Source organism: Streptomyces sp. NPDC057253, assembly GCF_042669125.1.
Classification (GTDB): domain Bacteria; phylum Actinomycetota; class Actinomycetes; order Streptomycetales; family Streptomycetaceae; genus Streptomyces.
In genome coordinates, this window is the sequence record NZ_JBHUXV010000036.1 from 35,405 (window position 1) to 61,378 (window position 25,974).

Genomic DNA, 25,974 nt, shown 5'->3' on the forward strand with positions numbered 1-25,974 from the left:
CACGATGCTGACCCACAACGACGACGTCGACTGGGACCGCTGGCCGGTCGCCGACTACCTCGCCGAGAACTACCGGGATGTGCATCCCTCGGACGCGGAGGTCATCGCCCACCACTCGGCGTTCTACCGGCGCATCCCGCCGGGCGGTGTGGCGCGCTCGGTGGAGTTCGGTGCCGGGCCGAACCTCTATCCGCTGATCCTCGCGTCCGCGGCGAGCCGCCAGGTGGACGCCGTCGAGGCGGGCACGGGCAACGTGGCGTATCTGCAACGGCAGATCGTCTGCGGGCCCGACGCGAGCTGGCTGCCCTTCCACGCGCTGTGCCGGCGGCTCAATCCCGCGCTGCCGAGGACCCTGGCCGGGTCGCTCGCGCAGGTGCGGGTCGTCCACGCGGACGTCCGCGATCTGGAGCCCGGCGGGTACGAGCTGGCGTCGATGCACTTCGTGGCCGAGGGTGCCACGGAGGACTTCGCCGAGTTCACCGACTTCTGCCGGGCCTTCGTCCGCTGTGTGGTGCCGGGCGGGCTCCTGGTCGCCGCGTTCATGGAGAACATGCCGACCTACCGCATCGGCCCGACCTCGACCTGGCCGGGCTGCCCGGTGAACCCGGAGACCGTCGAGGAGGTCTTCGCCCCCCTCACCCGACACCTCACCCTCAGCCACGTCGCCCCCGACCCGACCCTCCCGGACTACGGGGACTCCGGGATGGTGCTGCTGACGGCGGTGGCGGGGGCGGACGGTCGGGGGTGAGACCCGGTCACCTGCGTCGCCGGCGCCCGTCCGCGCTGTCTCAGCGGATGACTCGCGGGCGCGACCTGCGGTAGACCGCGGCTCCGGTGAGGATCAGCGCGGCGCTGCCCAGGGCGGCGGGCAGGATCTGGTCCGCGCCGGTGTGGGCCAGGGCGGGTCCGGTGTCCGAGGGGGCGTGGGGTGCCGGGTGGTGTTTCGGCGGGGTGTCCGGCGTGGGCTCGGTCGGCCCGGCGGGGGCCGGGGCGTCGGGGTGGTCGCCGGGCCCGTTCACGGACTCGTTGCCGGCCGACGTGTTGCCGATGCCGACCACGTTCACGGAGTTGCCGCTCAGGTTGACCGGGAGGTGGACCGGGAGCCGTACGCCGTTGCCGGACAGCACGCCCGGCGAGTCCGCGGCGTCACCCTCGGCCCGCGCACCGCCGCCGGCCACGCCTCCGCTCGCTGCACCACCGGACTCCTCACCGGCGTCCGCGTTGCCGCAGCTGTTCCCCGCGGCGGGGTTGAGGAGCCCCACCACGTCGACGGTGTTCCCGCACACATTCACCGGGACGTGCACCGGAAGCTGCACGGTGTTGCCGGAGATCAGCCCGGGCGAGCCCGCGGCCGCCCCGTCCGCCGCACCGCCGGCGTACGCCGGCATCGTCACGGCCATCGCCCCGGACGCGGCGGCGACGGCGATCATGCCGTTTCGGGTAACCCGTCTCATCGGTTCCTGCCTTCCAGACATGGACGCGGGCACTCACCCGCACCGCGTAAAACGCAGGCGAACCATCAGAGTTATGGCTAATCGGCCTTTCACCCCATCGAGCGACATGGTTGTCGAACTTGCGGCAAACCCGACTCATGGGCATCGAGCGGGCACAGGGCAGGCCCCGTTCCATGATCCACTCCTCCGGAGGCGGCCCGGCCGAGGGCCGCATATCGTGATCGAGGGCGCCGTGGGGCGCCCTTGGAGGCATGGATGCTCGCCAAGGTGACGAGGCGACGGTGCGCTCTCTCCGGCGCCGTGGGCCTGGCCCTGCTCGGCGCCGGGCTGCCGGCGACGGCCGCGGACGACTCGGGGCCCGACCTCTCACGCTTCTACCACCAGAAGATCAACTGGTCGAAGTGCGTGGGCATGGAGGCCCCCAAGGACCTCCAGTGCGGCAAGGTCACCGTCCCCGTCGACTACGCCCACCCCCGCGCCGGCACCCTCGACCTGGCGCTCGCCCGCTACCGGTCCACGGCGCAGCACAAGCGCGGCTCGGTGGTGCTGAACTTCGGCGGCCCCGGTGGCGCGGGCGTGCCCGAACTCGCGGCCGGCGGCGACGACTTCATGGAGCTCACGGACGAGTACGACGTGGTGTCCTTCGATCCGCGCGGGGTGGGCCGGTCCTCCCCGGTCAGCTGTGGCGAAGGCACCGACGAGGCCCTCCGCGCCACGGACGACGACAAGGCCCTCAGCAAGGACCCCCGGGACGTGCTCGGGAGACTGCGCGAGGCGGCCGCCCAGTGCGCCGAACACTCCGGGCCCGTGCTCCCGCACATCGGCACGGTGAACGTCTCCCGCGACCTGGACGTCATCCGCGCGGCCCTCGGCGACAAGAAGCTCAACTACCTCGGCTTCTCGTACGGCAGCCGGCTCGGCGCGGTGTACGCGGCCCAGTTCCCGAAGAAGGTGGGCCGGCTGGTGCTCGACGGTGTCGACACCCTCACCGAGCCGGTGTCCGAGCAGGGCGTGGCGGGCGCCGCCGGACAGCAGACGGCGCTGGAGGACTTCGTCGACTGGTGTGTGAAGGACATCGCCTGTCCGTTCGGCACGGACGCGCGGGGCGCGCGGGAACAGGTCGTACGGCTGGTGGCGTCCCTGGACGCGGATCCGGTGCCGACCGACTTCGGTCCCGCCTTCACCGGCCAGGACCTGGTCGGCGCGATCAGCCAGGCCCTCTACAGCGAGGAGCTGTGGCCGTCGCTGGAGCGGGCGCTCGCCGAGCTGGTGGAGGAGGGCGACACCACGGGCGTCCTCGCCTTCGCCGGCGGCGGATCCGGTTTCCTGACCCGCCGCCCGCCCTCCGACGACCCGACGAACAGCCCGCTCGCCGACGTGGAGGACATCCCGTTCGACAATCTTCCGGCGGCGCTGATGGCGGTCAACTGCGCGGACGATCCCGACCGCCCCGGCGCCGACCGGATCACCAGGGACCTGGCCCGGCTGCGGGCCGCCTACGAGCAGGCGTCCCCCGTCTTCGGCCGCTACCGGCTCACCGAGTACCTGATGTGCTACGGCCGCCCCAAGGGCACCGACTACATCCGGGAGAAGGTGCGCGACGTCCGTACGCCGAAGATGCTGCTCGTCGGCACCCGCGGCGACCCGGCGACGCCGTACCGCTGGACCGTGGAGACCGCGGAGCGCCTCGGCGACTCGGCCGTGGTCCTCGACAACAAGGGCGAGGGGCACACCGGTTACGGCTTCTCCCGTTGCGTGCACCGCAAGGTCGACGACTTCCTGCTGTACGGCACCCTGCCGCCGAGCGGCAGCTCGTGCGGGCCCGAGGACGACGAGTGAGAGCGCCGGCTCCCACGGCGAAATCCCCCGGACGACCGATCAAGTTGCCCCAAATGCCCGATCGGTCAATCAGTCCTATGGTGCTGTTATGGAGCACGCACTCAGCCCTGCGACCCTCTCCGAACTGCGCCGTCCGCGCGCCTATCCGGCCGTGTCGGTCCTGACGCCGACGCATCGCCGCGAACCCGAGAAGACCCAGGATCCGGTCCGGCTGCGCAATGTCGTGGCCGAGGCCAGGAAGCAGCTGGAGGCCGACCCCGCGATCCCCAGGGAGCGGCGCATCGACGTCGTCCGGCAACTGGAGCTGGCGCTCACCGAGATCGACCTGGCGCACGCCGAGGACGGTCTGGTGATCTTCGCCGCGCCGGGTGAGCACCAGGTGTGGTCGTTGGCGCGTGCCGTACCGGAGCGGGTGGTGCTCTCGGACACCTTCCTGACCCGCAACCTCGTCTCCGCGCAGGCCTCCGAGCGCCCGTTCTGGGTGCTGTCGGTCTCCGCCGACCGCGCCACCCTGTGGAACGGCGGCGTCGACCGGGTCACCGAGCACCGCAGGGGCGGCTTCCCGCTGACCAGGACGCGGGAGAACTTCGACGCCGAGCGCCTGGAACGGATCGGGGACATGCCGAGCACCTTCCGGGACGAGGGCACGCGCCACTTCCTGCGGGACGCCGACACCGCGATGGCAGCACTCCTGCGTGCGGACCCGCGCCCGCTCTACGTGACCGGCGAGACCGCGGCGCTGTCCGCGCTGGACGACGTCGGCAGTGTCACCAGGGACGCGGTGCACGTCCCGCACGGCGGGCTCGCGCACGGCACCCCCGAGGCGGTGTGGCAGGCGGTCCGGCCGCTGGTCGCCGCGGAGGCCCGCAAGAGCACCGACGCGGTCACCCGCGAGCTCGAATCGGCGCGCGGGCGGCGGGCGTTCGCGGCCGGCGTCGACGAGATCTGGCAGAGCGCCCGGGAGGGCCGGCTGCGGTTGCTCGCCGTCGAGGAGAACTACCAAGTCACGGTCCGCGACGGGGGCGGGGACCATCTGGTCCCGGCCGAGAGCGGCGACCTGGACGCCCGCGAGGACATCGTGGACGAGATCGTCGAGCAGTGTCTGGAGACCGGCGCCGACGTCCGCTTCGTGCCGGACGGGACGCTCGGCGGGGCCGACGGCATCGCGGGAGTGCTGCGGTACTGATTCCGCTACGGCGTCCGGCGCACGGCCAACCGGGCGGTCGGCGGTGCCGCCGTACGCCTCACACACTCCCGAACAGCGCGCTGAGTCCCCGCTCGACGGCCTCGCCGAGGTCCTCCTGCCCCGCGCCGACCACGGTGTAGGTGTGCAGCAGGAAGCGGCGCAGGACGGGTGTGTCGAACTGGAGGAGGGCCAGGCCGTACGGCGAGTGGAACTCCACGACCGTGGTGTCCCGGCCGCACGGCCAGATGTGCACGTCCCCGCCGCCGGCCGGGCCGCGCAACCCCTCCTCCAGCAGGGTGCGGGCGAAGGTCCAGGTCGCCCCCTGTCCGTCCAGGGTGACCTCGGGCGGGAAGTCGACGCACACGGCCAGCGGGTCGGTGGAGCGGTAGCGCAGGGTCGCGGGGACGGGCAGTTCCTGGTTCTCCGCGGTGATCAGACGGGCGCGGGCGGGCTGCTCGAAGGTCGTGTCCATGTTCTTAGGAGCTCGCAGCCGGCCTTTGCATTACGCCGGAGCGGACATGAGTTTATGTGACCTGCATCACAGGTATGCCGCCACGCCCCGCCTGCCTGTGCCAAACTCCTTAGAACACAGGGTCGTCGAACACACGGACTCCGACCGGCATCGACAAGAGGCCCTGTACGGCCGCCCCGTGAAGACTGTGGCATATGCCAGAAGCACCACCGTATCGTGTGTTGCCAAATCCCTTACAGCGCGTCGCAGCCTGTGCAACAGTCGTAACGGTCCCTCCGTCCCGCCTTGGTCGAACCGTCCCCGCATCGGAGTGCGTCATGCCGTCCCACCTCTCCGCGGACCGCCCCGCCGCCCAACCGCCAGGACGCGGCTCGGTCGACGCGCTCATCTCGCAGGCGCGGCGGCTCAAGGGCGACGTGGACGCCGTACGACGGGACGCCCCGAGTGACGGTTCGGACCCCCAGGACCGCTGGCAGCGCGCGCTCTGCGACCTCGCACTGCACCAACTCAGCGATCTGGACGCCCACTTGGCGCAGCTTCGGGACGGCCCGCCGCCCGCGCCGACGGCACCGGGTGCGGAGGACCCCGCGCGGACCGCGCCGCCCGCTCCCCGGCGCGGCTCGCTGCTCAGCCGGGTCGGCAGCGCGGAGTGGAACTTCCTGACGGACGAGGTGAGTTGGTCCGGGGAGCTCTACCGGATCCTGGGCCGCGACCCCGCCGCTCCCCCGCTCACCCTCGACGAACTCCCCTCCCTGGTGCTCGACGAGGACCGGCCCAGGCTGACGGCCATGGTCACCGGCTGTCTGGTCGACGCCCAGCGCATCGACGGCGAGTTCCGTGCCGTGCGCCCGGACGGCGAGGTGCGCACGGTCCACATGATGGGCGAGCCCGTGCTCGCCCCCGACGGCAGCACCGCCTCGATGTGGGCCGTCCTGCGCGACGTCAGCGAACTGCGGCGCAGCGAGCGGGCGGTGCGCGAGTCGCACGACTCGTTACAGCACCACAGGCAGCGCGCGCAGAGCGAGCACCGGCTCGCGGTCGAGCTCCAGGAGGCGGTGCTGCCACCCTGGCGCGGCTCCCTGCGGCTCCCGCACCAGGGCGCCGAGACCCTGGACCTCGCCGCCCACTACCTGCCGTCGTCCACCAGTGCCCTGATCGGCGGCGACTGGTACGACGCGCTCGAACTGGCCGACGGACAGACGCTGTTGAGCGTCGGCGACCTCACCGGCCACGGGGTCGCCGTGGCCTCCGGCATGGCCACCCTCCTCGGTGCCGTCCGCGGCATGGCGATGGCCGGCACCGAGCCCGGCCGACTGATGTCCCTGCTCAACCAGTTGCTCGACGCCACCGTCCAGCCCGCCCTCGGCAGCGCGGTCTGCTGCCGCTACCGACCCGAGACCCGCACCCTGGTCTGGGCACAGGCCGGGCACCCCGCCCCGCTGTTGTTCCGGGGCGGGACGGGGCGCAGGCTGCACTCCCCCGACGGCGTCCTCCTGGGCGCGACCTCCGGAGCCGTCTACGCGCAGGCCGAGGAGACCCTCGAACCGGGCGACCTGCTCCTGCTGCACACGGACGGACTGGTGCCCGGGCGCGGCAGCACGGCTGCCGTGAACCGCCTCCTCGACCTGGCCCCCCGGTTCGGCGAGGCGCGCACGGCACAGGACGGTGTGCGGATGGTCATGGAGGAGTTCGGTGAGACCGAGCGCGAGGACGACGCCTGCGTCCTCATCGCCAAGGTGACTTCATAACAACCTCACGCCCGTGCGCTGTTGCCACCCCTTCCCTTGGGCTTCGGCAGCGCCAGCCTGATCTCCTCGCGCAGCTCGTCGATCTTCGGATAGCTGGAGTACTCGGCGGTGAGCCGGTACATCTGGCGCAGCCGGTCCCAGGTGCGCCCCGAGGAGTTGGAGCCCATCGCCATCAGGGCCAACCGCGCGTACCGGTCCGCCTGTTCGGGGTCGTCCGCGATGAAGCAGGCGGACGCCATCGAGAGATGGTCGAAGATCTTCGACCGCTCCCGGCCGTCGTTGCGCAGCGACAGGGCCTTCTCGGCGTAGTGCTGGGCATGGGCGGCCGCGCCGGGCTCGAACTCCGCCAGGGTGCGGTAGGCCAGCGCCTGCATGCCGTACAGGTCCTCGTCCTTGAAGGTCTGCATCCAGCTCGGCGGCGGCACGTCGCTGCGGTCGGAGACGAAGAGGTCCTCCGCCTGGCCGAGGGTGCGGCGCATGGCCTGGCCCTTGCCCATGGACGCCTGCGCCCAGGCCTCGATGGTGTGGAACATGGCCCGGGTCCGCGGCAGCACCTGCTCGCCCGAGCCGGACTGGGCGAGTTTCATCAGGTCGAGCGCGTCGTCGGGCCGGCCCAGGTGCACCATCTGGCGGGCGGCGCGGGAGAGCGCCTCGCCGGCGCGGGGCCGGTCTCCGCCCTCTCGTGCCGCGTGCGCGGCGATGACGAAGTACTTCTGGGCCGTGGGTTCGAGGCCGACGTCGTGGGACATCCAGCCCGCGAGGACGGCCAGGTTGGCGGCGACGCCCCACAGGCGCCGCTGGAGATGGTCGGGGTGCCGGTAGGCGAGCATGCCGCCCACCTCGTTGAGCTGGCCCACGACCGCCTTGCGTTGCAGCCCGCCGCCGCGGGCCGCGTCCCAGGCCCGGAACACCTCGACCGAGCGCTCCAGTTCCTCGATCTCCTGCGACCCGATGGGGGCGGCCTCGTAACGGTCGAACCCAGCGGGGTCGGCGTGCAGGGGGTCGTCGAACTGGGGGGCATCGGCGCTGAGGGCCGGATCGGTGTGCAGCCAGTCGTGCATGGCAGTGCTGAGTACGGATCCCGCGGTGAGCGCGGCACCCGCGCCCACCAAGCCGCGTCGGTTGAGCATGAGGTCCATTCCCGTGAATTCGGTGAGGACCGCAGCGGTTCGGTCGGGCGCCCACGGCATGCCGTCGGGAGGCTCGGTGCTCCCGTCGCCCTGCCGTTTCCCCGTACGCCCGTGCCGGACCAGACCGAGGTCCTCGATGGTCACGACACGGCCGAGACGCTCGGTGAACAGGGCCGCCAGCACCCGCGGCACCGGATCGCGCGGGATCTCTCCCGTGTCGATCCAACGCCGGACCCGGGAGGTGTCGGTCGAGAGCTGGGGGTGGCCCATGGCCGCCGCCTGCCGGTTGACCAGCCTCGCGAGTTCACCCTTGGACCAGCCGGCCAGGCCGAACAGGTCCGAGAGTCGGGTGTTGGGTTGTCCGCTCACGTCAAGCCCCCAGGTTCTCGGCTGAGTTGACAGTAGCCCCGCGTCAGTTGCTCCGGGACTATTCGCCAGGGTTCGCCAGGGTGCGCCAGATGGTGTGCCACCGGGCATATGCGCTGAGGTAGGAACGCGCCACCCCGACCCGGACCGCACAGGGACATTCCCCAGGGTGCACCCGGTGGTCCGGGCCGGGCAGCGCACCGCCTCCCCAGGCACCACGCACCACCGCATCCAGCACCACGGCTCCTCCAGCACCACCGCTTCTCCAGGCACAGCAGGCACACGAAGGGATCTGTCTCTCCCATGTACGCAGCATCGTCCTCCGTGTCCGCCCCGCCCCGGTCGCCGCATCTCCGCCCGGCGGGCGGTGGCCCCTACCTCGACCCCGCGCGGCCGACGGCCCCCGTCCCGGGTACGGGCAGGGCACGGCGCGTTCCGGGGCTCGGCACCCAACCGCTCAGCGGGAGACTCGACTTGTCCGGCCCCCAGGGCGCCCAGCTGCGCACGGCGATCGCGTCGGTGCACCGGATCTGCCCGGAGTTCGCCCCGGTGCAGGTGCTCCGCCGCAGCGGACGCTCCGTGCTCCTGGTCGGCACGACGGGACGCAGCACGGCCGTCGCCAAGTGCTTACTCGACCACTCCCCGGTCTGGGCCGAGCGGATCAGGCACGAGATAGCCGCTTACCGGTCGTTCGTCCGGCACCGCCCTCCGGTGCGCGTCCCCCGACTGATCGCGGCGGACCCGGACAACTGCACCCTGGTCATCGAGCGGATGCCCGGACGGGCCGCGGCGCTGCACCGGCATCCGGCGGAGGCCCCGCCGCGCGCGGACATCAGAGCGGCACTCGGCGCGCTCTGCCGGCTCAACGCCTGGCGGCCGCCGGCGGGCACCTTCGACGCCCCGCTGGACTACGCGGCCCGTATCTCCCGCTACCACGAACTGGGACTGCTGACGGACCGGGACATGGGCGACCTGCAGAAACTGCTGCACGGCATCGCGCACTCGGCGGGCCGGCAGGGCATGGGCCAGTTCTGTCACGGCGACGCCCTGCTCTCGAACATCCTGCTCTCACCGGCCGGTCCAGTGCTGGTGGACTGGGAGCACGCGGGCTGGTATCTGCCGGGGTACGACCTCGCGACCCTGTGGTCGGTGCTCGGGGACGCTCCGGTGGCGCGCCGTCAGATCAGCCAGATCGCCCAGTCGGCGGGCCCGGCCTCACGGGACGCCTTCCTGGTGAACCTGATGCTGGTGCTGACCCGTGAGATCCGGACCTACGAAACAGCCGTGCAGCGTTCGATGCACGACTCGACCCCGGCGGCACCGGGCGTGGCCCACCCCGGTGCTGCGCCGTCCGGCGAGGAACAGCGGCTGCTGCTGAGGCGGCTGCACGACGACTGCCAGCTGGCCCGTCGGGCCGTACGCGCGGCGGTCGGCACTCGCTGACGGGGGCGATGGTCCGCGGTGCGCCTGTGGAGCGGCGTACCGCGGACTTTCGTGTGTCCGGCCCCGGTCAGTGGTGCACGCCACTGACGCCTCGCAGGCCCGCCCGCCTCCGCCACGAAACTCCCGTGAACCCGGATTGACAGGGGAAATCCCCTGCCCCTGGGCATGATTGACGGATCGTCGACAAGCCGGTAGCACTGACGCACGTCCGGCCCCGTTCGGCTCATCGCGCTCGATCGTCCCTGGAGGCTGCATTGCGAGGATCCGCGACCGACCCCAACAGAGCCACCCGGAGAGTGCTCGGCACCCTGGCCGGCACCGCCCTGCTGCTGCCTCTGCTCGGCGCGGCCCCGGCGCAGTCCGGGGACTCCGCGGCCGGCCTCCAGCGGGCCTTCGCCGCGGCCGCCGCCGAGTACCACGTGCCGCAGAGCGTCCTGCTCGGCGTCTCCTATCTCCAGTCCCGCTGGGACTCGCACGCCGGTGCCCCCAGTGTGACCGGCGGCTATGGACCGATGCACCTGACCGACGCCCGTACCGCGCTCGCCTCGGCACCGCACCACAGCGAGGGCACCGAGGACGCCCGCGGCGACAGCGCCCGCGCGGCCCTGCTCCCCGACCGGCAGGTGCCCCGGCTCAGTGAGGTCCCGGCCCGGCTGGAGACCCTGCCGAAGGCGGCCGAGCTGACCGGTCTGAGCGCCGGGGACCTGCGAACCGATCCGGCGGCGAACGTCGCGGGCGGTGCCGCCTTGCTGGCCGCGGCCCAGAAGGAACTGGGCGAGCCGCTCAGCGCGGACCCCGCGGACTGGTACGGCGCGGTGGCCCGCTTCTCCGGCGCGGACGACAGCGCGACGGCGGCGGCCTACGCCGACGACGTCTACGGCGTGCTGCGGACCGGCGAGGCGCGCACCACCGACGCCGGTCGGCAGATCGCCCTGGCCGCCCAGCCGGGTCTGGCCCCGGACACCGCGCAGCTCGCCCGTGCGGGCCTCAGGAAGCCGAAGGCGGGCGACACCGAGTGCCCGAAGACGGTGTCCTGCGAGTGGATCCCTGCGCCCTACGAGGAGTTCGGGGACCACGACTACGGCAACCACGACCTGGGAGAGCGTCCGGCCTCGCAGAGCATCAAGTACATCGTCATCCATGACACGGAAGGCGCCTGGGAGGGCGTCCTCAACCTGGTGCAGGACCCGACCTATGTGTCGTGGAACTACAGCCTGCGCTCGACCGACGGTCACATCGCCCAGCATGTGAAGGCGAAGGACGTCGCCTGGCACGCGGGCAACTGGTACATCAACGCCAAGTCGATCGGCCTGGAGCACGAGGGCTTCCTCGCCTATCCGGACTCCTGGTACACGGAGGCGATGTACCGGTCCTCGGCGCGGCTGGTGAAGTACCTCTCCGCGAAGTACGGCATCCCGCTGGACCGGCAGCACATCCTCGGCCACGACACCGTGCCGGGGCCGACGACCTCGACGGTTCCCGGCATGCACACCGACCCCGGCCCCTACTGGGACTGGCGGCACTACTTCGCGCTGCTGGGCCGGCCGTTCAAGGCGACCGCCACCAAGCAGGGCGGCCTGGTCACGATCCGGCCCGACTACGCCACCAACCAGCCGCAGTACACGGGCTGTGTCACCAGTGGGCAGCCCTGCGCCTCCCACGGTTCGAGCGAGGTGCGGCTCTACTCGGCCCCCGACGAGAGCTCTGCCCTGATCACGGACATCGGTGTGGGCAGGGCGCCCACGATCGGCGTCAACGACCTGTCGTCGCGGGTCTCCACCGGCCAGCAGTACGCGGTCGCCGGCCAGGACGGCGACTGGACGGCGATCTGGTACCTGGGCCAGAAGGCCTGGTTCAAGAACCCGCGCAAGACTCCGACCGCGGTGAACGCCGCCGGTCTCGTCGTGACGCCGAAGGCGGGCCTCGACAGCGTCCCGGTGTACGGCCGCGCCTACCCCGAGGCCTCCGCCTATCCGGCGGGGGTGCCCGCGCAGGCGGTGTCGCCGCTGCCGTACAAGGTGCTCAAGGACCAGAAGTACGTCGTCGGCGACAAGGTGCCCGGCGAGTACTACTACGCGGTCACCTTCGCGACGGACTCGCACAAGGTCGTGGTCGGCCAGGACCTGTACTACGAGATCCAGTACGGCCACCGGGTGGCGTTCGTGCGGGCGGCGGACGTCGACCTGGAGCCCTCGCTGCGGCGCTGGGCGGGGCAGCCGGGCGCATAGGTGACGTCGGGCAGGTGGCGGCTCCACTCCTCGCGGGTGAGGCCGCCACCGGCACGTCGGCACACGGTCGCGGCAGCTTGGTCCGGTCGGGTCGAGTAGGTCCGCGGCGGGGTGTGGTCGCCCGCCGCGTGGAGGCTGTCGCCGTCCGCGCCGAAGGCCAGCGCCGAGACCGTGTCGCCCGGGGTCGGCAGGGGTGATCCGATCCGGCGCCGGGAGGCCACGTCCCACAGCTGGAGGGTGCCTTCGTCGCCGGCGACCGCGAGGGTACGGCTGTCGGGGGCGAAGGCCAGCGCCGAGACGTACTGGTAGGTGGTGGTCTGGGGGTCGGCGAGCACCCCGAGCCGCCGGCCCAGGCGGCCGTCCCACAGCACGACCCGGCCGGACCCGTCGCCGACCGCGAGATACGCGCCGTCGGGGCTGAAGGCCAGCGAGGTGCCGCCACTGGGCAGGCGGCCGGCGGGCAGACGGGTGCCCGAGGGGAGGCGGTAGGCCTCGCCGCCCGTGGTGACGAGGAGGTCGCCGTCGGGGTGCAGGGCGACCGCTCCTGAAGTGGTGGTCAGGGTCCGGGTGGTCGCGCGCCGCTTCAGGTCCCAGAGCCTCACGCTGCCCGCCGACGGGCTCGGCAGGTCGGTGATCAGCAGGGAACGGTCACCGGGGCCGAAGGCGATCTGGGCCGGCGGGGTCCGGCCGAGGTCGGCGGAGGTCAGGACCGTGGTGACACGGCGGTGCGGGACGTCGTAGAGCCAGAGGCGTGGCGGTGCGGGCCGCGCGTTCGACGCCTCGATGCCGTAGGCGAGGGTGCGCCCGGTGGAGTCGAAGGCGAGGTGGGCGGCACACCCGTACAGCTCCACCGCCGGGTCGGGGACGCGGCACGGGGCCGTGCCGAGGTCGGCCAGGTGGCGTCCCGTGCCGGAGAGGAGCCGGAAGCGGATGTGCTCGCCGTCGGGGTCCGGGCGGGCCGTGGCCAGGAGTGCGCCGTCCGGGCTGTACGCCATGCCGATGGTCTGGGTCGTCGTCCAGTCGGGGGTGACCGCGTCGCCCAGGGTGAGGGTGTGCACGCTGGGGCCCCAGGTGCCCTCGGGGCCGCCGAGGTAGCGCAGCGTCCGGTGCGCGGTGTCGAGGCGGATGTCCTTGACGGTCTCGCCGGAGAGCCGGTGCCGGAAGACCGGGAAGACGGGGGTGGCGAGCCGCCAGACCAGGATCTCCTCCCCGTCCGAGGCGGCCATGAAGGCTCCGTCGGCGCTGAACTGGGCGATCTTCAGGCCGGCGTGGTCGATGTCGGCGATCTCGCGGCCGGTGTCGATGCGCCAGGCCCGGAAGCCGGTGGGGTCGATGACGCCCAGGGCGCGCCCGTCCGGGCTGAAGGTGATCTGTTCCTGGAGGCACTGCTGGGCGGATGCCGTCGGCAGCCACGGGGCGTCGATCTCCCGCCGGGTTCCGACGTCCCACAGTCGAAGCCGGGCGCCGGGGACGCACAGCGCGAGACGGCTGTCATCGGCGCTGACCACCGCGTCGGGAGCGGACAGATAGGTCAGGGTCGAGGTGCGCCGCTCCTGTCTGAGCTCCGCCAGGACGGCCATGAGCCGCGGCCAGCCGATGCGGCTGAGGTCGACGCTCGCGGGACTGCGGGGGTTCTCGACGTCCAGCAGTTTGCGGCGGGTGAGCGGGTCCCAGAGCTGTGTGTGTCCCCGGCTGCCCGCACGGTCGTAGACGACGAGGGTGCGGCCGCTGGGGCTCATCTCCGCGCCGCCGTCGGCGTCCGTGAGGGGGGTGCGGTCCTGGCGGCCCGTGGCGAGGTCGCGGACGGTGACGCGGGTGCCGTCGAAGACCGGGAGCCAGGTGGTGTCCCCGCGCGGGAAACCCGCGGTCCCCATCGCCCTGCCGAGGCCCGGCCGGCGGCCCAGGCTGCGGTGGGCGCTCACGTCCCAGCGGGTCACCCGGTCGGTGCCCACGCTGATCAGGGTGCGTCCGTCGGCGCTGAGCCGCCGCATGGTCCGCTTGCCGCCCTCCGGGTCGGTGAAGACGTCCTGTTCGCTCTGTGCGGCGGCCGCGAGCACCGCGGACCGGGTCTCGGGCAGGTCGGCCATCCGCCATGCGGCGAGGCCGAGCCGCATCGAGGTGACCGGGTCGGTGAGCCGCAGGCTCTCCGCCACGCCGACGAGCCGCCGTGCCTCCGCCTCCAGCCGGCGCTGCTCGCCCTCCCGGTTCTGCTGCCAGGCGACGAGTCCCGCGACCAGGCAGAGCACCACCAGCAGGGCCAGGGCGCCGACCCGGCCACCGCGCCAGAGCCGTTCACGGTGGCGTGCGTGTTCGGCGGCCCGGAGGAACTCCCTTTCCAGCGGGGTGAGTTCCGTGGAGTCGGTGGTGAAGTGCTCCTTGGCGGCGGCCAGTCGCACTCCCCGGTACAGGACTTCCGGGTCGCGGTCGACGGCCACCCAGGTGCCGGCCGCCTCGGTGATCCCGCGCTGGGCGCGCAGCCGTTCGCGGTCCTCGTCGATCCAGGTGCGCAGCCGGGGCCAGGCGGTGAGCACGGCCTCGTGGGCGAGGTCCACGGTCTCGTCGTCGACGGTGATCAGCCGGGCCCGGGCGAGCTGTTCGAGGACGAACGCGGTGTCGGGCCAGTCGGCGTCGGTGAGTTCGGCGCGGTCGGCGGGGCGCCGGGTGTCCGGGGTGCCCTGGCCGGGGGTGACCAGGCGCAGCAGGACCCGGCGGGCGGTGTCGGCCTGCGCCGGGGTGAGGCGCTCGTGGAGTTCCTCGGCGGTGCGGGCGATGGCTCCGTGGATGCCGCCGGCCTCCTCGTACGCCGCTTCGGTGAGCGTGCGGCCGTGGCGTCGGCGCCAGGTCTCCAGCAGGGCGTGGGACAGCAGCGGCAGCCCGCCCGGCTCGTCCGCGATCTCCTCCAACAGCCGTGCCGTCAGCGCCCGTTCGACGACCAGTCCGCCGAGGGCGGCGGGCCTGACGATGGTCTCGCGCAGTTCGTCCGGGCCCATGGGCGCCACCAGCAGCGTGGCGTCCTGGGCGGCCTCGGCGAGATCGCGGTGGCGGGTGAGATGGCCGTAGAAGTCCGCGCGTACGGCGATCACGACGCGGGTGCGGTGGCTGGTGGCGGCGAGGAGCCGGTCCAGGAAGCGGGACCGCTCCTCGGGGTCGGTGCAGAGGGTGAAGACTTCCTCGAACTGGTCGACCACGATCAGGGACGCCTCGGACGCCAGGGTCTCGGCGTGGGTCCGGAAGGGGTGCGGTCCCGGGGAGAGCACATGGGCCCGCCCGCCGGTCCTCGGGATCAGACCGGCGCGCAGCAGGGAGGACTTGCCGCTGCCGGAGGGGCCGACGAGGACGACGACGGGGTTGTCGCCGACCATCCCGGCGAGCCGCTCGACCAGCCGGTCGCGGCCGAAGAACCGCTCGCGATCAGCGGTGTCGAATCTCGCCAGGCCCAGGTAGGGGGCCTGGCCCGGGTCGTCGGCGGCCCGCCGTTCCTCGGTCGCCTCCTCGGACGCCTGCTGCCAGCGCCGCTCCCAGTCGGCGGTGTCGCCGTCGCAGGCGGCGACATAGGCGAGGGCGACCTGGAGGGAGGGGAGCCGGTCGCCGGTCGCAGCCTGGGCGAGGGTCGCGGTGGAGTAGTGGGCGCGTGCCGCCATGGCCCGGTAGGTGGGGCCGCCGGCCTCCTGCCGTAACTTCCGCAGCTCGTAGGCGAATCGGGCGACGGGCCCCTCGGTCGGGTCCAGCGGTCGCTCGCGTCGCCCCATGGCTCTCCCCTGTGTTCCCGTCGGCGCGGCCGGTCGCCGATCTCGCACGCTATGGACCGACGCGGCCCCGGGGCACGGCAGTTCCGCCCGTGGGACAGGAGCCCGGGAAATTGTCTGAAGTGGTGAAAGGGGGCTGCCGGACAACTCCCCGGTCGCGAAAGCTGGGATCACGGCACCCCGGGGCTTCGCCGCGGCGGGCGGAGAGGGGGAATCCCGGGTGTGACCGTGCGGGGCCGGACGACCGACCGTGCCCGCGGGCGGCTCCGGAAGGCCATTGACGGGGGAACTGGCCTTCCGGAGCCCACGGCGACAGCGCGCGGCCTACGGCGGCATCGCGCGAGACGTGTTCAGCCCTGCTGGAACAGCTCCGCCGGCAGGGGCTTGAGGAGGGCGTAGAGGTCGTCCGTGATGGGGCGGTCCCAGGCGGCGATGGTCACCAGGACATTGTCGCTGCGGTCGAACTGGACGCAGGCGATCCGGCTCTCGGAGAGCTTGAGGCGGCGCACGATCAGGAGGTTGTCGCCCTGCATCACCGGCACGTCCTCGGTGTCGGTGACGGTCACCTCCTCGTCGTTCTCCAGCGCGAGAAGCAGCTGCGCCACCTCGAAGGGGACCTGACCCTCGGGGACCTCACGGGCCGGCGAGCCCTCGGGGAGGTTGCCGATGATCATCGCGGGGCCGCGGCCGCCGAAGAGGTCGTAGCGCAGGAAGACGCCCTGGCAGGTGCCGTCGGGGGCGGGCAGGAGCCCGGCGCCGAGGTTGCCGGGCCAGTCGCCCGGATCCATGGCCAGTACGTCGAAGTCTGGACCGGCGGGGGTGGCGCTGCGGCGGCGGAGGAACGACATGCGCCCATGGTAATGGGCGGTGCGGTGGTCGTGCGGGTGCAGGCGAGTGGGGGTTGATCGCGCAGTTCCCCGCGCCCCCTAGGTGGAACGACTCACCGTTCGCAGACCAGTACTGTCCGTTCCCAGTTTCCGAAAGACGGACGACAACAGGCGTATCGCCACTGACTCGTCCACGCTCATCTCCCTCGCGATCTCCGTCTCCGTCCGGCCCTCCGCCGCCAGGTCCGCCGCCCGGCGTTCTCGGGCCGTGAGAGCGTCCGTCTCCGTGCTGTGCAGGCGGCGCGGGCGCAGGCCCGCCGCGGTCAGTTCGTCGCGGGCGGTCACGATGAGGCCGTCGGCGCCGCACTGCACGGCGGTGTCCAGACCCCGGTAGAGGCTCTCCGCCGCCTCCCGGGCACGGCCCGTGCGGCGGAGTTCCGTGCCCAGGGCCACCAGCGCGCAGGCGAGCTCATAAGCGGCCGGGGAGCGTTCCAGGTGGGACACGGACTCCTCCAGCAGCTTCACCCGGGTCGAGCCCGAGGCGACCTCGGCGGCCAGCCGCAGCGCCTGGCCCACGGCCGAGGGGGCGCCGAACTGGCGGGCCCGCGCGACGGCTTCGCGGGCGGTGGCCATCGCGCGGTCGGGGGCCTCCCGGGCCTCGGCGCGGGCCAGGTGGAGCTGCCAGGGGCACCACGCGGGGTTGCGCACGCCGCGCGGTTCCAGGCGGCGGCCCGCGGAGGCCAGCTCGGCGGCCGCCTCCTTGGTGAGGCCGCGGGCCAGGAGGAGTTCGCCGTACACGGTCTGGGCGTCGGGGAAGACGACGGCGGCCGGGAAGGGCGCCCCGAAGCAGTAGTCGTCGGCGATGCGGGCGGCCTCGGCGAGGCGGCCGCGGGCCAGCAGCACCTCGATGAGGATGCCCACCGCGTACCAGTGGGCCGGGGTGCCGGGGCCGACGCGCTCGGCGAGGCGCAGGCCGGCGCGGACGAAGTCCTCGGCCTCGGCGAGGCGGCCGCGGCGGTAGCGGACGTAGGCGAGCAGGGTGTAGGCGAAGGAGAGATGGGCGCCGCGCCAGCCCTGGCGTTCGAAGTCGGCGATCCCGGCGGCGAAGAGCTCCTCGGTGCGGCCGGGGCGGTCGGCGTACATGAAGGCCAGGGCGACCAGGACCGGCACCTCGAAGCCGCGGTCGGGCTCGGCCCACCCGAGGCCTCCGGCGAGGGCGCGCTCGGCGTGGTGGAGGGCGACGTGGGCGGGTTCGCCGCGCAGCACGGCGTCCCAGGTGCGCAGGCCGATGATGTACCGCTCGGTGAGGTCGCGGCCGGTGAGCCGGTCGGCGAGGCGGGCCATGCGGCGCGAGCGGGAGGGGTGGTCGGGCTCGTCGGCGCGGAAGGCGTCCCACATGAACTGCTCGGCGACCATGCGCAGCTTGACGCGGGCGTCGCCGGTGACCTTGATCTCGCGGGCGAGGGTGTCGGAGGCCTCGGCGAGTCGGTCGCTGTGGGCGAGGACCTGGGAGAGCCGGTAGACGATGCGGTGGCGCAGGTCGGGGGCGGCGATGGGCTCTTCGAGGGCGGCGCGCAGGTGGTTGACGGTGGTGGCCGGTTCGGTGAGCAGGGAGGCGCTGCCCAGTTCGTACAGGACGGTGGCCCGGTCCTCGAAGGCCGGGGGTTCGCGCAGGGCGCGGCCGAGGTAGCGGCGGGCCGCGTCGGGGGCGCCGGAGCGGAGGGTCTCGGCCGCGGCGGCGCGCAGCTGCTGGACGACCCAGGGGTCGCCGTCGGGGTGGGTCTCCAGGAGGTGGCGGGCCGCGGCGGCGGCACCCCGGCCGTCGTTCACGACGCACCAGGCGGCCTGGCCGTGCAGGGCGACGCGGACGCCGGGCGGGATGGCCCGGTAGACGGCGGTGGCGATGAGCGGGTGGACGAACTCCAGGGACTCGACGCCGGTGAGGATCCGGGCGCCGCGCAGTGCGTCGGCCGCGTCGGCGGCCTCTTCGTGGCCGAGTCCGGCGACGGCGGCCGCGAGGTGGGGGTGGATCTCGGTGCCGAGGACGGCGCAGGCCCAGGCGAAGCGGACCGTGGAGGTGCCGAGCCGTTCGAGGCGGGCGACCAGTCCGCTGCCCTTGACGGCGGCCGCGAGGTCGCGCAGGAGGTGGGCGGCGTCCTCGGTCGGGGTGACGCCCCGGTCGCGGACCTTGGCGGTCAGCTCGACGGTCTCGAAGGGGTTGCCCGCGGTGACGGCCCAGCACTCGCGGCAGAACGCGTCGTCGGCGTGGGTGCCGAGGGTCTCGCGCACGAGGCTGGCGACGGCGGCGGCGCTCAGGGGCTCCAGGTCGAGCGGACGTCCACCCGCCCGGCCGGGCAGGGCCCTGAACGGCTCGGCGTGGTCGGGGAGTTCGTCCGGGCGGTAGGCGACGACGACGAGGATCGGGAGCTCCTCGGCGCGGGGTGCGAACGCGGCGAGCCAGCGCAGGGACTCGGGGTCGGCCCAGTGGGCGTCGTCGAGGACGAGCACCATCGGGGCGCGCAGGACGGCGAGATGGGTGAGGACCCAGTCGAGTCCGTCGCGCAGGCCCTGCGGGTCGGGCGGTGCTCCGTCGGTCGGGGCGCACAGGCCGAGGGCGGGCCCGACGATGCCGTACCAACTGCCCAGCCGGTCACGGAGATCGGCTTCGGCGGCGTCGGCGAACTGCGGCTGGAGCAGCTGCCGGGCGACATGGAAGGCGACCCGCTGCTCCTGGTCGCCGCCGCGGGCGGCCAGCACGGCGCAGCCGCGGGCGGCGGCGCGGCGGCGGATCTCGGCGAGGAGGGTGGTCTTGCCGATGCCGGGCCGCCCGGCGACCGCGAGCAGGGCGCCGCGCGGGCGCGCGTGGGGTTCGGCACCGTCCGGGCGCAGCCCGGTGAGCTCCGCCAACGCCTCGTCGACGGCGGCGAGTTCACTCTCCCGCTCCAGGAGAGCCCTTCTGCTCAGCGCACTGCGCTGCATCATGGCGCACCCCCCGTCACGGTGGTGGACCCGCGCGGGGAGCGAGTGCGCACCGTGACCTACAGGCACCTCAGCGTACGCCTCCGGGGTGCCGCGCGAGCCCGAGTCGGCGCACTCGGTGGGGTGCTGGAAGAGGTGTTCGTACGGCCGCCGCGCGGGACCCGGCCAGGGCGAGCCGGGCGTCCCTGGTGATCGGGTCCTGCGTACGGCTGACGACAGGTTCAGGTGAGGTCGAACTCGCCTTCCCGCGCCCCTGACACGAACGCGCCCCACTCCGCGGGGGTGAAGATCAGGGAGGGGCTCTCCGGCCGGTCGCTGTTGCGCATCGCGATGAACCCCTCGACGAAGGCGATCTGGACATCCCCCAGACCACGGCTGCTCGAGTGCCAATCGGCGTTGCTCAGGTCCAGCTCCGGCTTGTCCCAGCCCATGAGCGGCTGCTGCTGGATGGTGGTCTCGGCCACGTCCGTGCTCCTCCCGATCGCTTCGTCCGCGGCCAGCCTAGCGATCCACTTCGGCCGCCGACAGGCCACGTGAGGGGGACCTTTCCGGGGGCATTTCACGCATCCGGCGGCTGGGACCCCACGAGCCACATGGAGAAGAACTGCGATCCGCCGCCGTAGGCGTGTCCCAGCACCCTGCGGGCGCCGTCGACCTGGTGTTCCCCGGCCTGTCCGCGTGCCTGGAGCGCGGCCTCCGCGAAGCGGATCATGCCGGAGGCGCCGATCGGATTGGTGGAGAGCACTCCGCCCGACATGTTGACGGGCAGGTCCCCGTCCAGTTCGGTCACCCCGGCCTCGGTGAGCTTCCAGCCCTCGCCCTCGTCGGCGAAGCCGAGGTTCTCCAGCCACATGGGTTCGTACCAGGAGAACGGCACGTACATCTCGACGGCGTCGATGTCCCGGCGCGGGTCGGCGATTCCGGCCTGCCGGTACACGTCGGCCGCGCAGTCCTTGCCGGCCTGCGGCGACACGGCGTCCTTGCCGGCGAACAGGGTGGGCTCGCTGCGCATGGCGCCGCCCAGCATCCAGGCCGGGGGCCGGGGCGCTCGGGCGGCTCCGGCGCGGTCGGTGAGCACCATCGCGCAGGCGCCGTCGGAGGAGGGGCAGGTCTCCGAGTAGCGGATCGGGTCCCAGAGCATCGGCGAGGCCTGGACCTTCTCCAGGGTGATGTCGTGCTCGTGGAGATGCGCGTACGGGTTCTTGAGCGCGTTGCGGCGGTCCTTGTACGCCACCAGCGAGCCGACCGTGTCGGGGGCGCCGGTGCGCCGCATGTACGCGCGCACGTGCGGCGCGAAGAAGCCGCCCGCCCCGGCCAGCAGGGGCTGCTGGAAGGGGATCGGCAGGGACAGGCCCCACATGGCGTTGGACTCGGACTGCTTCTCGAAGGCGAGGGTGAGCACGGTGCCGTGCACCCGGGCCGCGACCAGATTGGCGGCGACCAGCGCGGTGGAACCGCCGACGCTGCCCGCGGTGTGCACCCGCAGCATGGGCTTGCCCACCGCGCCGAGCGCGTCGGCCAGGTACAGCTCCGGCATCATGACGCCCTCGAAGAAGTCGGGCGCCTTGCCGATCACCACGGCGTCGATGTCGGCCCAGGTCAGCTCGGCGTCGTCGAGGGCCCTTCGGGCCGCCTCCCGGACGAGCCCGGCGATCGACACGTCCCGGCGCGCCGCCACGTGCTTGGTCTGGCCGATGCCTACGACGGCCACGGGCTCCTTGCTCATCGCGGATCCCCTTCGAGTACGGCGACCAGGTTCTGCTGGAGACAGGGCCCGGAGGTGGCGTGGGCGAGGGCGCGGTCGGACTCGCCCCGGTGGATGCGGGCGGCGGCCTCGCCGATGCGGGCGAGTCCGGCGGCCATCATGGGGTTGGCGGCGAGGGCCCCGCCGGACGGGTTGACCCGCACACCGTCACCGAGCCCGAGCGCCTTGCGCAGCACGACCTCCTGCGAGGAGAACGGCGCGTGCAGCTCGGCGGTGTCGACGGGCCGTTCGAAGGCTCCGGCCCTCTCGGCGGCCAGCCGGGTGGAGGGCGAGTCGGTGAGGTCGCGGACGCCGAGGGAGTGGGCCTCGATGCGGTGGTCGATGCCGCGGATCCAGGCGGGGCGCTCGCACAGCTCCCTGGCCCGCTCGCCCGCCGCGAGGACGACGGCGGCGGCTCCGTCGCCGATGGGCGGGCAGTCTCCGGTGCGCAGCGGCCGGACGAGGTAGTCCCCTTGCGGAACCTGGCCTTTGAGCTGCGCGTGCGGGTTGTCGGTCGTGCGGCTGCGGGCGCCGATCGCCGCCAGTTCGCGCTCGTTCGTCTCGCCCGCGTCGATCAGCGCCTGCGCCTGGAGGGCGGCGAGGGCGACGGAGTCGGGCCACAGGGGGGCGAGGTAGTACGGGTCGAGCTGCCGGGTGAGCACATCGCGCAGGGAGCCGGGCGAGGACTTGCCGTAGGAGTACACCAGCGCGGTGTCGGCGTCCCCGGACAGCAGCTTGGTCCAGGCCTCGTACAGCGCCCACGCCCCGTCCGTCTCCACGTGCGACTCGGAGATGGGCGGCCAGGCGCCGACGCCGTCGAGGGCCAGCGTGAAGGAGAAGGCGCGGCCCGCGAGGTAGTCGCAGGACCCGGAGCAGGTGAAGCCGATGTCGGCGGTCTTCAGGCCGGTCCGGTCGAGGACCTCGTGCAGGACCGGCATGAGCATCTCCACCTCGGACAGTTCCGCGGTGGAGCGCCGGGTGTCGGACTGGGCGTGGGCGACGACCGCGATGTCCCGGGTCACAGCAGCTCCTTGTAGGTGTCGTACTCCGCGTCGGGTTCGCCGGTCGGCCGGTAGTGGTCCGGATAGCGGCCGCCCTCGGTCCACACCGGCTCGACCCTCAGGCCCATGCGCACCTGGTCGTACGGGATCCCGCCGATCCGGCCGTGCAGCGCGAGGTCGGCGCCGTCGAGGGCGATGTGGGCGTAGACGTACGGCACCTCGATGTCGAGGTTCTTCGCCTTGATGTTGACGATGCAGAACGTGGTGACGGTGCCGCGGGGCCCCACCTCCACCTGCTCCGCCGTGGCGACACCGCAGGTGGGGCAGGCACCCCTCGGGGGCACGTAGACCTTGCGGCAGGACGGGCAGCGCTCGCCGACGGCCCGCCGTTCGCTCTCCAGCGCCTTGATGTAGGCGGTCTGGGCGCGGCCCGGTGAGTAGGTGTAGTCGAGGCGGGCCTCGGCGACGATGCCGTGGACCGGGTCGTCGAACTCGCCCGCGTGGGCGGTGACTTCGGGGTCGTCCCCGTCGTACGGCTCGAAGCAGGCGATGTCGGTGATGGCACCGACGCGTTCCTCGGCCCAGCGGACGCGGACCCGCATGCCCGTCTGCACGGCCTCGGGGCCGGGGGCGTCGAGGGCGTGCAGGAGGGCCGTGTCGGCGTGGTCGAGCTTGACAAGTACCCAGGCGAAGGGCGTGTCCAGCGGCTGGCCGCGGCGCGGTTCGTGGTTCCAGGCCCAGGTGGTCACGGTGCCGGTGGACCCGACGGCGACGAGGTCACCGAGCTCCTCGGCGGTGACGGGGTCGTACTCGACCGGCGGGACCAGGGTGCGGCCGTCACCGGTGCGGACGCCGAGGATCACGCGCTCCCGCAGCCCGGTCAGGAAGGCGCTCTGCACGGGGCTGAGCGAACGGGTGAAGGGGAACTCGACGACGAGGGGTGCTTTGAGGACTTCGGGCATAGGAGCGTGCCTCCTTGGAGGTCGGGTGCGGGGGGCGCCCTGCAAGGGGCGCGGGGAACTGCGCGACCAGCCACAACGAGGCCGCAGCCGTGAACCGGCCGAGGCCGGCGCAGCTCTAAGCACGCCTGTAGACGGGCGGCCGCTTCTCCGCGAACGCGCGGGCACCTTCCTTCGCATCGGCCGTGTCGAAGATCGGCCACCCCCGCTTCAGCTCGGCGGCCAGCCCGTCGGCCTCGGTCATCTCGGCCGTCTCGTAGACCGAGGCCTTGACCGCCTCCACCGCCAACGGGCCGCAGGCGTTGACCTGTTCGGCGATCTCCAGGGCCTTGTCGAGTGCGGTGCCGTCCGGGACGACGTGCCCGATCAGGCCGATGCCGGCGGCCTCGCGCGCGGTGTACGGGCGTCCGGTGAGCAGCATCTCCAGCGCGTGGGTGCGCGGGATCTGGCGTTGCAGCCGGACGGTGGAGCCGCCGATCGGGAACAGCCCGCGCCTGACCTCGAAGAGCCCGAAGGTCGCGGACTCGCCGGCGACCCGGATGTCGGTGCCCTGGAGCATCTCGGTGCCGCCCGCGACGCAGTGGCCCTCGACGGCCGCGATCACCGGCTTGCGCGGGCGGTGGTGGCGCAGCATCGCCTTCCAGTGCAGGTCGGGGTCGGCGTTCAGCCGCTCCCGGTAGTGCTCGCCCTCGATGCCCTTGCCGGCGAGCGCCTTGAGGTCCATGCCGGCGCAGAACGTGCCGCCCGCCCCGGTGAACACGATCGACCGGATCGAGTCGTCCGCGTCGGCCTCGACCCAGCCGTCGTACAGGCCGACCAGCATCGGCAACGAGAGCGCGTTCTTCGCCTGAGGCCTGTTGAGCGTGAGCACCAGTGTGGCGCCCTCGCGGCGGATGTCGAGATGTTCCGTCCCACCCATCGCCCGTCTCCCCTCTGCCAGAACGAGAACAGGTTGCAGGAGCCGCCGACGCACTTCAAGAGTTTTCTGACAGTCAGTCAGATTTCTTCGCGCGAACCCTTCCCACTCACGCCGCCCTTTGCTCTGATGACCGGCGAACCGTCCAGGAGCCAGGCCGTGCGAGGTCAGGAGGAGCCGGTGGAGTACAACCTTGCCGACCTGTTCGAGTCGGTCGTCGACGTGGTGCCGGACCGTGAGGCGCTGACCTACATCGACATCCCGGGTACGGGTGCGGAGCGCCGATTGACGTACGCGGAACTGGACGCCGCAGCCAATCGCATCGGCCACCACCTGCTCGACAGCGGGGTACGAGCCGGTGAGCACGTGGGGCTGCACCTCTACAACGGGGTGGAGTACGTGCAGACGCTGCTGGGCTGCATGAAGGCGCGGATCGTGCCGGTCAACGTCAACTACCGCTATGTGGAAGAGGAGTTGGTCTACCTCTACCGGGACGCGGACCTCGCGGGGCTGGTCTTCGACGCGGAGTTCACGGACCGGGTGGCGGCCGCGCTGCCGCACGTGCCACGGCTGCGGCACCTGGTGCGGGTCGGGGCCGAGCGACCGGGCGGGCCGCCGGCGGCGGACTTCGGCGACGCCGAGGCGTCCGGGTCCGCGGAGCGCGGCTTCCCGGCGCGCTCGGGCGACGACCAGTTCATCATCTACACCGGCGGCACCACCGGTATGCCCAAGGGCGTGATGTGGCGTCAGGAGGACCTGTTCTTCTCGGGGTTGGGCGGTGGCGCGCCGACCGGTGAGCCGGTCAAGCGGCCCGAGGAGCTCGCCGAGCGCGTCGCCGCGGGCGGCTCCGGCCTCACCTTCTTCCCCACTCCCCCGCTGATGCACGGCACCTCCACGCTGACCACGCTCATCGGCTTCAACTGGGGCCAACGGGTCGTGCTGCACCGCAAGTTCGTGCCCGAGGAGGTGCTGCGGACCGTGGCGGCGGAGCGGGTCAGCGCCATGTCGCTGGTGGGCGACGCGATGCTGCGGCCCCTCATCGACGCGCTGGACGGACCACTGAAGGGCACCGACATGTCGTCGCTGTTCAGCGTCTCCTCGTCGGGTGCGATCATGTCGGACACGGTGAGCCGGCAGTTCCGCGCACTCGTCCCGCACGCCATGCTGCTCGACAACTTCGGCTCCTCCGAGTCGGGCTTCAACGGGACCGCGACCGACGACTCGGGACCCGAGCGCGGCTTCCGCGTCCGGGTCAACGCCCGTACCCAGGTGGTCGACCCCGCGACCCACGAACCCGTCGCCGTGGGCGAGGTCGGGCGGGTCGCGCAGTGCGGCCATGTGCCGCTCGGCTACTACAACGACCCCCGCAAGACCGCCGAGACCTTCTTCGAGAAGGACGGTGAGCGCTGGGTGCTGCTCGGCGACATGGCCACCGTGGACGAGGAGGGGGTGGTCACCGTCCTCGGGCGGGGCTCGCAGTGCATCAACACGGGCGGCGAGAAGGTGTACCCCGAGGAGGTCGAGCAGGCGCTCAAGGCCCATCCGGACGTGTACGACGCGCTCGTGGCCGGGGTGCCGGACGTGCGGTGGGGGCATCATGTGGCGGCCGTGGTGCAGTTGCGCGAGGGCGCGGACCGGATGTCCCTGGACGCGCTCCAGACGCACTGCCGGACCCGGCTCGCGGGCTACAAGGTGCCGCGCCAGCTGGTGATCGCGGAATCCATCCGCCGGTCCCCGAGCGGCAAGGCGGACTACCGGTGGGCGCAGAAGGTGGCGGTGGCGGCGGACGGGTGAGCGCCGAATCCCGACCCTCCTGCGATTGAACCGAACGTGACGTGCGACCGTACTGGTGGTGGCAGGCTCGGTCACCGGGCCCTGTTCGTCATGCCGTCGCGGCAGGACCGCACGTCACAGCAAGACCGCACGGAAGGACCAC

The 25,974-nt window shown here is 72.7% G+C and carries 18 protein-coding genes; 7 read left to right on the forward strand and 11 right to left on the reverse strand.

What is annotated here, in order from left to right; translation table 11 throughout:
* The first annotated feature begins 4 nt into the window (after positions 1-4).
* Positions 5-748, forward strand: a complete 744-nt coding sequence (locus tag ACFULQ_RS21065; protein ID WP_383546134.1) for a class I SAM-dependent methyltransferase — start codon at positions 5-7, stop codon at positions 746-748.
* 40 nt (positions 749-788) lie between these two features.
* On the opposite strand, the gene ACFULQ_RS21070 is transcribed toward ACFULQ_RS21065, so the two are convergent.
* Positions 789-1,430: a chaplin gene (locus tag ACFULQ_RS21070; RefSeq protein WP_383546136.1), complete on the reverse strand. Its 642-nt coding sequence runs from the start codon at positions 1,428-1,430 to the stop codon at positions 789-791.
* A gap of 279 nt (positions 1,431-1,709) precedes the next feature.
* Between ACFULQ_RS21070 and ACFULQ_RS21075 the strand changes: the two genes are divergently transcribed.
* Both ACFULQ_RS21075 and ACFULQ_RS21080 read left to right on the forward strand, forming a co-directional pair.
* Positions 1,710-3,293 carry an alpha/beta hydrolase gene (locus ACFULQ_RS21075; RefSeq protein ID WP_383546137.1) on the forward strand — a complete coding sequence of 528 codons (1,584 nt, stop codon included), beginning with the start codon at positions 1,710-1,712 and terminating at the stop codon, positions 3,291-3,293.
* An 88-nt stretch (positions 3,294-3,381) separates the two neighbouring features.
* Positions 3,382-4,479: a chemotaxis protein gene (locus ACFULQ_RS21080; RefSeq protein ID WP_383546139.1), complete on the forward strand. Its 1,098-nt coding sequence runs from the start codon at positions 3,382-3,384 to the stop codon at positions 4,477-4,479.
* A 58-nt stretch (positions 4,480-4,537) separates the two neighbouring features.
* Here the strand turns inward: ACFULQ_RS21080 and ACFULQ_RS21085 are convergent, their stop codons facing one another.
* On the reverse strand, positions 4,538-4,951 hold the full coding sequence (locus ACFULQ_RS21085) for an SsgA family sporulation/cell division regulator (protein ID WP_383546141.1): 414 nt from the start codon (positions 4,949-4,951) through the stop codon (positions 4,538-4,540).
* A gap of 317 nt (positions 4,952-5,268) precedes the next feature.
* On the opposite strand from ACFULQ_RS21085, the gene ACFULQ_RS21090 reads away from it, so the two are divergent.
* Positions 5,269-6,699 (forward strand): PP2C family protein-serine/threonine phosphatase, encoded by a 1,431-nt coding sequence (locus ACFULQ_RS21090; protein ID WP_383546142.1) that lies wholly within the window; start codon positions 5,269-5,271, stop codon positions 6,697-6,699.
* A 5-nt stretch (positions 6,700-6,704) separates the two neighbouring features.
* On the opposite strand, the gene ACFULQ_RS21095 is transcribed toward ACFULQ_RS21090, so the two are convergent.
* A complete protein-coding gene (locus ACFULQ_RS21095) occupies positions 6,705-8,198 on the reverse strand; it encodes a hypothetical protein (protein WP_383546143.1) in 1,494 nt (497 codons plus the stop codon).
* 300 nt (positions 8,199-8,498) lie between these two features.
* Here ACFULQ_RS21095 and ACFULQ_RS21100 point away from each other — a divergent pair, with 300 nt between their 5' ends.
* Both ACFULQ_RS21100 and ACFULQ_RS21105 read left to right on the forward strand, forming a co-directional pair.
* On the forward strand, positions 8,499-9,638 hold the full coding sequence (locus ACFULQ_RS21100) for an aminoglycoside phosphotransferase family protein (RefSeq protein WP_383546145.1): 1,140 nt from the start codon (positions 8,499-8,501) through the stop codon (positions 9,636-9,638).
* A 254-nt stretch (positions 9,639-9,892) separates the two neighbouring features.
* The gene (locus ACFULQ_RS21105) at positions 9,893-11,866 is read left to right on the forward strand and encodes an N-acetylmuramoyl-L-alanine amidase (protein ID WP_383546147.1); all 1,974 of its coding nucleotides are present in this window, start codon (positions 9,893-9,895) and stop codon (positions 11,864-11,866) included.
* Here ACFULQ_RS21105 and ACFULQ_RS21110 read toward each other — a convergent pair.
* The 8 genes from ACFULQ_RS21110 to ACFULQ_RS21145 form a co-directional block, all read right to left on the reverse strand.
* Positions 11,767-15,615, reverse strand: coding sequence for a hypothetical protein (locus ACFULQ_RS21110; protein ID WP_383546149.1), 3,849 nt, complete (start codon positions 15,613-15,615; stop codon positions 11,767-11,769). The genes ACFULQ_RS21105 and ACFULQ_RS21110 overlap by 100 nt on opposite strands.
* 347 nt (positions 15,616-15,962) lie before the next feature.
* Entirely contained in the window at positions 15,963-16,460 is a 498-nt protein-coding gene (locus tag ACFULQ_RS21115; RefSeq protein WP_383546150.1) for a hypothetical protein, read from the reverse strand.
* Between the two features lie 78 nt (positions 16,461-16,538).
* Positions 16,539-19,421 carry an ATP-binding protein gene (locus ACFULQ_RS21120; RefSeq protein ID WP_383546152.1) on the reverse strand — a complete coding sequence of 961 codons (2,883 nt, stop codon included), beginning with the start codon at positions 19,419-19,421 and terminating at the stop codon, positions 16,539-16,541.
* A gap of 218 nt (positions 19,422-19,639) precedes the next feature.
* On the reverse strand, positions 19,640-19,882 hold the full coding sequence (locus tag ACFULQ_RS21125) for a DUF397 domain-containing protein (protein ID WP_020138535.1): 243 nt from the start codon (positions 19,880-19,882) through the stop codon (positions 19,640-19,642).
* A 95-nt stretch (positions 19,883-19,977) separates the two neighbouring features.
* Positions 19,978-21,144, reverse strand: coding sequence for a thiolase domain-containing protein (locus ACFULQ_RS21130; protein WP_383546154.1), 1,167 nt, complete (start codon positions 21,142-21,144; stop codon positions 19,978-19,980).
* Positions 21,141-22,184, reverse strand: a complete 1,044-nt coding sequence (locus tag ACFULQ_RS21135; RefSeq protein ID WP_383546156.1) for a thiolase domain-containing protein — start codon at positions 22,182-22,184, stop codon at positions 21,141-21,143. Before ACFULQ_RS21135 ends, ACFULQ_RS21130 begins: the two co-directional genes overlap by 4 nt.
* A complete protein-coding gene (locus ACFULQ_RS21140; RefSeq protein ID WP_383546157.1) occupies positions 22,181-23,125 on the reverse strand; it encodes a Zn-ribbon domain-containing OB-fold protein in 945 nt (314 codons plus the stop codon). The genes ACFULQ_RS21135 and ACFULQ_RS21140 overlap by 4 nt, the downstream gene beginning before the upstream one ends.
* A gap of 115 nt (positions 23,126-23,240) precedes the next feature.
* Positions 23,241-24,041, reverse strand: coding sequence for a crotonase/enoyl-CoA hydratase family protein (locus ACFULQ_RS21145; RefSeq protein WP_383546159.1), 801 nt, complete (start codon positions 24,039-24,041; stop codon positions 23,241-23,243).
* 177 nt (positions 24,042-24,218) lie between these two features.
* On the opposite strand from ACFULQ_RS21145, the gene ACFULQ_RS21150 reads away from it, so the two are divergent.
* The gene (locus ACFULQ_RS21150) at positions 24,219-25,832 is read left to right on the forward strand and encodes an acyl-CoA synthetase (RefSeq protein WP_383546161.1); all 1,614 of its coding nucleotides are present in this window, start codon (positions 24,219-24,221) and stop codon (positions 25,830-25,832) included.
* Positions 25,833-25,974: the final 142 nt, after the last annotated feature.

Excerpts from the sequence above, each read along its gene's own strand:
- ACFULQ_RS21065 (WP_383546134.1), top strand. The coding sequence starts at position 5 with ATGCTGACCCACAACGACGACGTCGACTGGGACCGCTGGCCGGTCGCC.
- ACFULQ_RS21070 (WP_383546136.1), bottom strand. The coding sequence starts at position 1,430 with ATGATCGCCGTCGCCGCCGCGTCCGGGGCGATGGCCGTGACGATGCCG.
- ACFULQ_RS21075 (WP_383546137.1), top strand. The coding sequence starts at position 1,710 with ATGCTCGCCAAGGTGACGAGGCGACGGTGCGCTCTCTCCGGCGCCGTG.
- ACFULQ_RS21080 (WP_383546139.1), top strand. The coding sequence starts at position 3,382 with ATGGAGCACGCACTCAGCCCTGCGACCCTCTCCGAACTGCGCCGTCCG.
- ACFULQ_RS21085 (WP_383546141.1), bottom strand. The coding sequence starts at position 4,951 with ATGGACACGACCTTCGAGCAGCCCGCCCGCGCCCGTCTGATCACCGCG.
- ACFULQ_RS21090 (WP_383546142.1), top strand. The coding sequence starts at position 5,269 with ATGCCGTCCCACCTCTCCGCGGACCGCCCCGCCGCCCAACCGCCAGGA.
- ACFULQ_RS21100 (WP_383546145.1), top strand. The coding sequence starts at position 8,499 with ATGTACGCAGCATCGTCCTCCGTGTCCGCCCCGCCCCGGTCGCCGCAT.
- ACFULQ_RS21110 (WP_383546149.1), bottom strand. The coding sequence starts at position 15,615 with ATGGGGCGACGCGAGCGACCGCTGGACCCGACCGAGGGGCCCGTCGCC.
- ACFULQ_RS21115 (WP_383546150.1), bottom strand. The coding sequence starts at position 16,460 with ATGTCGTTCCTCCGCCGCCGCAGCGCCACCCCCGCCGGTCCAGACTTC.
- ACFULQ_RS21120 (WP_383546152.1), bottom strand. The coding sequence starts at position 19,421 with ATGATGCAGCGCAGTGCGCTGAGCAGAAGGGCTCTCCTGGAGCGGGAG.
- ACFULQ_RS21130 (WP_383546154.1), bottom strand. The coding sequence starts at position 21,144 with ATGAGCAAGGAGCCCGTGGCCGTCGTAGGCATCGGCCAGACCAAGCAC.
- ACFULQ_RS21140 (WP_383546157.1), bottom strand. The coding sequence starts at position 23,125 with ATGCCCGAAGTCCTCAAAGCACCCCTCGTCGTCGAGTTCCCCTTCACC.
- ACFULQ_RS21145 (WP_383546159.1), bottom strand. The coding sequence starts at position 24,041 with ATGGGTGGGACGGAACATCTCGACATCCGCCGCGAGGGCGCCACACTG.